General features: G+C 46.4%; 9 protein-coding genes and 1 other annotated feature. Of the genes, 1 reads left to right on the plus strand and 8 read right to left on the minus strand.

Translation table 11 applies throughout. The features are described 5' to 3' along the window. Positions 1 to 143 precede the first annotated feature (143 nt). Together ACM6JA_RS27335 and ACM6JA_RS27340 are read right to left on the minus strand one after the other, a co-directional pair. A complete protein-coding gene (locus ACM6JA_RS27335; RefSeq protein ID WP_414854913.1) occupies positions 144 to 383 on the minus strand; it encodes a hypothetical protein in 240 nt (79 codons plus the stop codon). A gap of 157 nt (positions 384 to 540) precedes the next feature. Continuing rightward, on the minus strand, positions 541 to 1,455 hold the full coding sequence (locus tag ACM6JA_RS27340) for a R2-like ligand-binding oxidase (RefSeq protein WP_414854914.1): 915 nt from the start codon (positions 1,453 to 1,455) through the stop codon (positions 541 to 543). A gap of 192 nt (positions 1,456 to 1,647) precedes the next feature. Between ACM6JA_RS27340 and ACM6JA_RS27345 the strand changes: the two genes are divergently transcribed. After that, the gene (locus ACM6JA_RS27345; protein WP_007728566.1) at positions 1,648 to 2,334 is read left to right on the plus strand and encodes a helix-turn-helix transcriptional regulator; all 687 of its coding nucleotides are present in this window, start codon (positions 1,648 to 1,650) and stop codon (positions 2,332 to 2,334) included. A gap of 66 nt (positions 2,335 to 2,400) precedes the next feature. Here the strand turns inward: ACM6JA_RS27345 and ACM6JA_RS27350 are convergent, their stop codons facing one another. The 6 genes from ACM6JA_RS27350 to ACM6JA_RS27375 form a co-directional block, all read right to left on the minus strand. After that, positions 2,401 to 2,766: a hypothetical protein gene (locus tag ACM6JA_RS27350; RefSeq protein WP_414854915.1), complete on the minus strand. Its 366-nt coding sequence runs from the start codon at positions 2,764 to 2,766 to the stop codon at positions 2,401 to 2,403. 158 nt (positions 2,767 to 2,924) lie between these two features. Continuing rightward, positions 2,925 to 3,284 (minus strand): 50S ribosomal protein L20, encoded by a 360-nt coding sequence (rplT, locus tag ACM6JA_RS27355; protein WP_007728568.1) that lies wholly within the window; start codon positions 3,282 to 3,284, stop codon positions 2,925 to 2,927. Between the two features lie 91 nt (positions 3,285 to 3,375). Then, positions 3,376 to 3,573, minus strand: a complete 198-nt coding sequence (gene rpmI / locus ACM6JA_RS27360; protein WP_007728569.1) for a 50S ribosomal protein L35 — start codon at positions 3,571 to 3,573, stop codon at positions 3,376 to 3,378. A gap of 30 nt (positions 3,574 to 3,603) precedes the next feature. Continuing rightward, on the minus strand, positions 3,604 to 4,110 hold the full coding sequence (gene infC, locus ACM6JA_RS27365) for a translation initiation factor IF-3 (protein WP_007728570.1): 507 nt from the start codon (positions 4,108 to 4,110) through the stop codon (positions 3,604 to 3,606). Positions 4,111 to 4,151: 41 nt separating this feature from the next. Continuing rightward, positions 4,152 to 4,302: a sequence feature (ribosomal protein L20 leader region), on the minus strand. A gap of 71 nt (positions 4,303 to 4,373) precedes the next feature. Further along, complete coding sequence (gene moaA, locus ACM6JA_RS27370) at positions 4,374 to 5,393, minus strand: GTP 3',8-cyclase MoaA (protein WP_414854916.1); 1,020 nt, start codon at positions 5,391 to 5,393, stop codon at positions 4,374 to 4,376. Between the two features lie 213 nt (positions 5,394 to 5,606). Further along, a complete protein-coding gene (locus ACM6JA_RS27375) occupies positions 5,607 to 7,661 on the minus strand; it encodes a methyl-accepting chemotaxis protein (protein WP_414854917.1) in 2,055 nt (684 codons plus the stop codon). Between the last annotated feature and the right edge of the window lie 107 nt (positions 7,662 to 7,768).

Consider the following 7,768-nt stretch of genomic DNA (forward strand, 5'->3'; position numbering starts at 1 on the left):
TCCAATGTTTTCCTGTAACGCTTTTTATTGTATGGCATTGGGAAGTCTGCTCGACACGGACGAAAGATTGTTTTTTTCTCAGACTTGAGACGGAATCGTTTTTTACAAAAGAAAAAGCATCCTGTACGGATGCTTTAACCCCATTAGTTTTCTTCTTTTTCGTTTACATTTGGAGCGAAAATAAATGCACTTCCTGTTTTTTGCGTGCCTGTCACCGCATCTGTTTTCTGGACTACTGGAGCCGTCGTGTACGGAGCAGGGGCGAAGAAAGCATTCGTCACGGAATTTGCATCTTCTTTCTCTTTGGCAAACGCCCCTGGCACGACCATCGCTGCACAAACAACTGCTGTAATTCCCATCATCATCCACTTTTGTTTTCTCATTTTGATCTCTCTCCCCATCCAATGTTTTCCTCTTATGGCTTTATTGTAAGGGATCAGCCAGGTTGTCTAACACGGACGGGAGGTTGTTTTTTACTCAGACCTTGGACGGATTCTGCTTTAGGACCAGAGCCCAGTTCTGTAAGTGGATCTATTTTTCTTACACATCGATCGTTGTTCTTGTATGCTTATACAGCTCTTCAATCGTCTGCCCTTTTGCTCGGGCAAGTACCTCCATGCGCACACTCAGTTGCTTTTTCGCAAACTGCTGCAAATCAGCGACTTTCACTCCGAATGCACTCACCCCTTGTGGGTCATCCATCCAGTCGTACAGATGACTTGCCATTGGAGCCAGCTCATCCATCTTTTTGGCAATGACATCGTAAATATGGGGATGTTCACAGATCAATCGCTGCAGCAGGAATGTTCCGTAGCTGATGTGCCGCGATTCGTCTGTCTTCAAATACCCAATTCCTTGCATTAATCCAGGCATGAGCCCCGTTTTGCTGAGTGCTTCGTAAAACGCAAAGTAGCCTGCCTCTGCGAGCACGCCTTCCACAAACATGTTGTAGACAGTAGAAGCTTCTGCGATGGCTTCGGGGGATTTATCCGTCAACAGACGATTGAGTGCATTCGGCAAGATCTCATGGAAAATTCGCTTGTACACATCATCGTGAAAATGATGCAAGTCTCCTGACTCGCCGATGTTGTCGAGAACCAACCGGAAAAACTCCGTATGCTTGGCCTCTTCAAAGAGGAAGGTCGTCAAATACATTTCTTCCTCCAATCGCCCTTCCTCTGCAATGACCATGATCAAAGGCAAAAGATCGAGGGTGACTGCCTCTTCTCCACCAAGAAAACCAGCAATCCGTCCCAAAGTTTCTTCTTTCTGCTCCGAATTCATATTCGCGTAATCTTCGCGGTCTTGCGTAAAATCAATGTCCTGCGGGTTCCAAATGCCGTATCTCTTCGCTTTTTGATACAATTGGTACGGCAGTAGCTCCTGATTCAATCCTTTTTGGCTGGTCGAAACAAAACCATTCCTCATCCCCATCCAACCTTTCTTTTTTCTCATGCGCCTTCTATTCCGAACAAATGAAAGAAGTCATAAAATTGTTAATTTATCCCAAATCCATTCTTTACGCTCCGATCAGCGGTTTGATAAAATGAAGGCGCTGTAGGTAGATTATAGGTCAGGCTGAACGATCGTTCATATCCCCAAAAATCAGGGGGTGTTCATCACTCAAATGGAGGTGGCAATCACTCCATGGTCAGTCCAGAGCTGAACATGTACATCGATCGAATCGAAGAAACAACATTTTATGAGGAGAAACTGGTGCTTGCTGTACGCGGCTTCGTGGATCTCTTTCCTTTCATGGGAGCTATTCTGTGCAATTACTCGACGCTCAGTCAAATGGGTGAGGGACTATGGTCGATCCTTGACCAAGAGTTATGCTCCATCCGCGATATACGGGTGGACATGCGCAATATGCCCCTCATCCAGCATGCGATCCGTGAACAGAAAGCCGTCCTGCTAGATTCTGAGGCGATTCGTCAGTTCCCGCCCAATTTAGTGTATGGTGCCCCTTATGCGCTCATTCTCCCCATCAGCTATGGGCCTAACGTACTCGGCTACGCCGGTATTTCCTGGCATCAGGATGGCTGTTCCGGCATCAACCATCAATTGGTACAATCCTTAAGCGCATACTGTTTGATGCTGGGCAAAGTATTGGCAACCGACTCCCTTCGCCCTAAAACCGTCAAGCTCTCACGCCGAGAAGTCGAAGTCATGCAGCGGATGTCATGGGGCGAAAGCGTTAAGGAGATGGCGGACTGGATGGGAATCAGTGAGTTCACTGTGCAGGATTACATCAAGTCCGCCTTAAAAAAGCTCGGTGTGCAAAATCGCGCACAAGGTGTGGCAGACGCTATTCGCCAGCGAATCATTTGTTGAATAGAAATAGAAAAAAACAACCGAATGTGATCTCGGTTGTTTTTTCTTTGACTTAAACTTCCCTTTCTACGTTCTGATTTCTACCACGTTTCTCGGTGCTGTTCTCGTCCGTTGAATCTCCCTGATTTGAGAATTCGTCAGATTGCGCCCCACAAAAATGAACGACGAGGTACGATTGTTGAAGTCGAAATTACCGAGGTCGGCAATATTCCGATTCCCCCGGAAGACACGAAAATCCCCTTGATAAGCGGTTCCTGAAAACAAAACGAGTGTCACTCGGCCATTATTCCCTGCTCGTAATCGAAAACTCGATAGTACGTCATTGAATTCAAGTGCTTGACACTGTCGGACTGCTACCCCACGTCTGCGAAAACGAATACGACGAGCTTCAAAGTTTCTGCCTGCCCATAGGCTTACTCGTAATTCTGCCATGCCACTCACCTCCTTCTATCTTTGCTGTAAGATATGACAAGGAGATTGATAGCGTGTGGACAGGTGTAGGATGCTATTCGTTTGATTTTGCTATCTAGACCACAACAAAAAAGCCAACCTTGCCCTCAATCGGGAAGATCGGCTCTTCTATTCAAAAATTAAGCGTTCAGTTTGCTTTTTGCAACTGTTGCCAGTTCGTTGAACGCAGCTTTGTCGTTAACAGCCAAGTCAGCCAGCATTTTGCGGTTAACTTCGATGCCAGCAACTTTCAGGCCGTGCATCAAACGGCTGTAGGACAGACCGTTCATGCGAGCTTGCGCGTTGATACGAGTGATCCACAGTTTGCGGAAATCACGTTTCTTTTGACGACGGTCACGGTATGCATACAGCAGGGATTTCATTACCTGCGCATTAGCGGATTTAAACAGGCGATGTTTGGAACCGAAGTATCCTTTCGCCAGCTTCAGGATTTTCTTATGACGACGGCGTGTAACAATGCCACCTTTTACTCTTGGCATACTAAACTCCTCCTGGTCTTTCCAGCATGGCGGCCTACTACTAGGCGCTTAGGGAGCTCATGCTGCGAAATGGTGTGTAATAAAGAAAAACTTACATGTAAGTGAGCATTTGCTCAATACGTTTTTGATCGCCTTTGGAAACGAGTGCAGCTTTGCGCAGGTGGCGCTTAGCTTTCGTCGATTTGTTAGCGAACAAGTGGCTACCAAACGCACGGTCGCGCTTCAATTGGCCGCTTCCAGTCTTTTTGAAACGTTTCGCAGCGGCCTTGTTGGTTTTCATTTTAGGCATCTGAAAAATCCTCCTGTCTAAACTACTATCTTACTGCTTTTCCGCTTTCGGAGCCAGAATCATGATCATGCTACGGCCCTCGATCTTTGGTCTGCGCTCGGGCGCAGCGAGATCTTCACACTGGGCAGCTACACGTTCCATAACGCCTAGTCCAATTTCGGAGTGGGTGATTTCACGTCCACGGAAACGGATCGAGCACTTCACCTTGTGTTGATCCTCCAAGAACTTGCGGACGTTGCGAAGCTTTGTTTGAAAATCGTGTTCCTCGATGTTAGAAGAAAAACGCACTTCTTTCAGCTCGATGATCTTCTGGTTTTTACGCGCTTCTTTTTCCTTTTTCGCCTGCTCGTATTTGAACTTTCCATAGTCCATGATACGGCATACAGGCGGCTTGGCTGTAGGAGCAACGTTTACCAGATCCAGTTCGGCTTCTTGGGCAATGCGCAACGCTTCCCTAAAGGGTACGACTCCCAATTGGCTCCCGTCAGCACCGATTAATCGGACTTCACGGGCACGGATCGCTTCGTTAATTAACATTTGATCCTTGCTAATACTTGTCACCCCCGTCAATTTCGAGAAGGAACAAAAATGTGCGAACGCAATTTGCGCCCGCACATATCTCACCTAAGCAATTTCATCAGATCCGAGGATCTTTGCGTAAGAGTTACCTGTCAACAGTCGTAGACGACGTCGACCCAGGTGAGAAGCTGTGCGCCTCTGCTTGTTCTCGAAGTATGAAGTGTTTATACACGCCCTTTATAATACAGGGCGGCTTGGTTTTTGTCAAGGCTTCTAACAAATTAGCCGCCGATGTGGGACATCTCCACTTTTTCGCGATTGGCGAGTCCAGGTGTTTCACTTAGCCGTTCCTCCGAGTAGCGCACGTCACGCCGTTCCCAGATAGCACGTATCATCTCGCGAATCTCTTCATCCGTCCGTCCATCGCGGACTGGTTCGCGCAAATCATCTCCGGATGAAGCGAAGAGACAGTTGTACAATTTCCCTTCTGCCGACAGGCGAGCTCGCGTACAAGTGGAGCAAAAAGCTTGGGTCACCGATGAGATCAACCCGATCTCCTGGTCCGATCCCTCATAGCGATAGCGAGAAGCCACCTCTCCATAGTAGTTCGCTTCAGTCGCTACCAACGGCATCTCTTCATGGATCATGCGCACAATTTCACGGGAAGGTACGACTTGATCCAGCCGCCATCCGTTACTGTTTCCCACATCCATGAATTCAATAAATCGAAGGGTGTGCCCTTGCTCACGGAAGTACCGTGCCATCGGTAAAATATCTTGATCGTTGACTCCGCGTTGTACCACCATATTGATCTTGATCGAAAGCCCGGCATCTGCTGCAACACGAATCCCTTCCAGTACGGTATCGACCTGATAGCCTCTTCCGTTCAACATCCCAAAGCGCTCATTATCCAAGCTGTCCAAGCTGACCGTGACCCGATCCAGACCTGCTTCTTTTAGTGCTTGGGCATGGCGGGACAAGAGAGAACCGTTGGTCGTCATCGCAATATCTTGAACGCCTTCCACTTCACGTATCATTCGAATCAATTCAGGCAAATTTCTACGCATCAATGGCTCTCCGCCGGTAATGCGGATTTTCCCGACCCCAAGCGAAGTAAAGATCTGGGTCAAACGGGTAATCTCCTCAAAGGTCAGCAACTTGCTTTGCGGCAAAAACTCAAAATCTGGTCCAAAAATTTCGGCAGGCATGCAATAACGGCAACGAAAATTACATTTATCGGTGACAGATATTCGTAAATCTCGGAGAGGACGGTTCCGCAAATCAAGCACTTTTTCTGGCATAGATGTTCACTCTCCTTTTATCTATATATAGGACGACTTTTTCCCTTCATCATTAATATAATATCGCATTTCAACTTAGTACCAGTCTATTATCATAAATCGAAATAGCCAAATTTTCAAACGAAAACCGCACATTGTGTCATAAATGGGACCACTTTGCAAAAAAAGAGTACGAATACCTCCCGACATTCGCACTCTTTCCGTTATGCATTCTTATATCTTAAATTTACTGATCATTCTTTCCAGTTCGCGAGCCATATGATTCAAGGATTCAAATGAATCAGCAAACTCTTCCATAGTGGCCAATTGTCCTTTGGAGGAAGCAGCCAGATTTTCAGCATTGTGCGCTGAAATCCTTGCAATTTGAGCAGTCTCGTCCACAGATGCTGCTACTTGTTCCGATCCAGCGGACATCTGTTCAGAGACAGCAGATACCTCCTGAATTTGATCGGTAATCTGTTGAATTTCTTGTAAGATGCGTTGGAAGGCTTCTCCTGACTCCAGTACAGTAGACAATCCATCCTGAACATCTTGATTGACTGAATCCATCGCGTTGACCGCCATGGTTGTATCTGCTTGGATCTCCTGAATGAGGTTGGCGATTTGCCGAGCAGACTCATCAGATTGTTCAGCGAGTTTTCTCACTTCATCTGCTACGACAGCAAAACCACGTCCATGCTCTCCCGCACGGGCAGCTTCGATGGCTGCATTGAGAGCAAGCAGATTCGTTTGGGAAGCAATTCCCGTAATCACATCAATGATTTGCACAATTTCTTTGGATCGCTCACCCAATTGCTTGACTACGGATACGGAATGTTCCACAGAGTCACGGACGGAGTCCATTTGCTGGATAGCTTTTTGGATGGACTGGTTTCCTAGCTGCGCTTCATCCGCCGTACATGTAGATGCTTCCGAGATGATAGAGGTTGTTTCCGCCACACGTTGGATGCCGATCGACATTTCTTCCATTGCTCTTGCGGATTCTTCCGTACCTCTGAGCTGATTTTGCGCCCCGCTCGCTACTTCCTGTATGGTAGTAGATATCTTGTTCGTAGTATCTACATTGTCTGCCAAGCGAACCGATATGTTGTCTGACGAAGTAGAGAGGGTGTTAACCGCTTTTTGGACTTCCCGAATGAGTCCTTGGATGGATACTTGCATCACTTGAATGCTCTGACCAAGCATGCCGATTTCGTCTTTTCTTTCCAAAAGGTTTTTGGGCAATTCAGCAGTAAAGTCACCACGTCCGATCTGGGCAATCTGGTCAACGATGGCAAGCAATGGCTTGGTGAATTTGTGCGAGAAAAGAATGGAAGCGACAACCGCTAGTAAGGCAAACAAAATGCTTAACATCCCGATGATGAAACCGATTTGATGAGCTTCAGCAGAGAGCTCAGCTTTTTCTATAAACGAAATATATTTCCAGCCGGTTTTGTCTGAAGTAAAGACGTTCGCCAAATACTCGGTATCGTTCATCGTGACCGAAAAGCTGCTGGGGGTATTCTCTCCGATAGCAGCCAATTCAGGAATTTGCGTATCTTTCAGTTTTTTCGAATTGAGCTCGGGGTTCTTCGGATTAGCCAAAATCGTTCCGTCTTTGCCAACCAGCATGAGATAACCCGTTTTCCCGATCTTAATTTCTTTCAGAATGTCGGTTAGCCCTTTTAAATTCACATCCAGTCCAACAACGCCCAGTGGTTCACCCTTGTCATCCGTAAGCATCGTCACGTTACTGATCACGATACTATTGTCGCCCAAATAGAGATACGGATCTGTCGTGATCACTTTTCCGGGATTCTCCATTGGTGTTTTGTACCAATCCCTTGTACGCGGATCGTAATTCGGAATGACATCATCTGTCGGCCACTGTATGTATCCTCCGTATTTTGTCGCTAAATAAATAAATGCAGTATTCGGATGAGAATCGACAAATCGTAGGAAATCTTTAAAAATGGCCGCCTCTACCCCGCCATTTTGCAGTGGAGTATGCTTGGTTTTGGTTGGTTTGTCCATATACGTCGTGATTGTGTTATCTGCACTTTTTAATAAGGGACTGCCTGCTATCAGGTTTACGTTTTCACGAATCGAGTCGAAATACAAGTTAATCGCGTTGTCTACTTGAGCCACTTCTTTTGTCGAGGATTCAATAAAATAAGTCTGGATTCGCTCCTCCATACTGACATATACAAATGAGCTAATCACTCCAATCGGCATTAAAATAATGGCAAGAAATGCTGCTATCAGTCTTTGCTTGATGCTTACCCGCATACGTATCCCCCGCAGTTCTTCTTGATGTCCATAAGAACAATTACCCTACATCCTTTTCCCGTTCTTTTTTCCAAGTAAACGTATGAATGAAAAAAGCCGCCCGAAAC

Source organism: Brevibacillus sp. IT-7CA2 (genome assembly GCF_949767855.1).
Taxonomy (GTDB): domain Bacteria; phylum Bacillota; class Bacilli; order Brevibacillales; family Brevibacillaceae; genus Brevibacillus.

Coding starts and splice junctions, on each gene's coding strand:
- ACM6JA_RS27335 (WP_414854913.1), bottom strand. CDS start 383: ATGAGAAAACAAAAGTGGATGATGATGGGAATTACAGCAGTTGTTTGT.
- ACM6JA_RS27340 (WP_414854914.1), bottom strand. CDS start 1,455: ATGAGAAAAAAGAAAGGTTGGATGGGGATGAGGAATGGTTTTGTTTCG.
- ACM6JA_RS27345 (WP_007728566.1), top strand. CDS start 1,648: ATGGTCAGTCCAGAGCTGAACATGTACATCGATCGAATCGAAGAAACA.
- ACM6JA_RS27350 (WP_414854915.1), bottom strand. CDS start 2,766: ATGGCAGAATTACGAGTAAGCCTATGGGCAGGCAGAAACTTTGAAGCT.
- rplT (WP_007728568.1), bottom strand. CDS start 3,284: ATGCCAAGAGTAAAAGGTGGCATTGTTACACGCCGTCGTCATAAGAAA.
- rpmI (WP_007728569.1), bottom strand. CDS start 3,573: ATGCCTAAAATGAAAACCAACAAGGCCGCTGCGAAACGTTTCAAAAAG.
- infC (WP_007728570.1), bottom strand. CDS start 4,110: ATGTTAATTAACGAAGCGATCCGTGCCCGTGAAGTCCGATTAATCGGT.
- moaA (WP_414854916.1), bottom strand. CDS start 5,393: ATGCCAGAAAAAGTGCTTGATTTGCGGAACCGTCCTCTCCGAGATTTA.
- ACM6JA_RS27375 (WP_414854917.1), bottom strand. CDS start 7,661: ATGCGGGTAAGCATCAAGCAAAGACTGATAGCAGCATTTCTTGCCATT.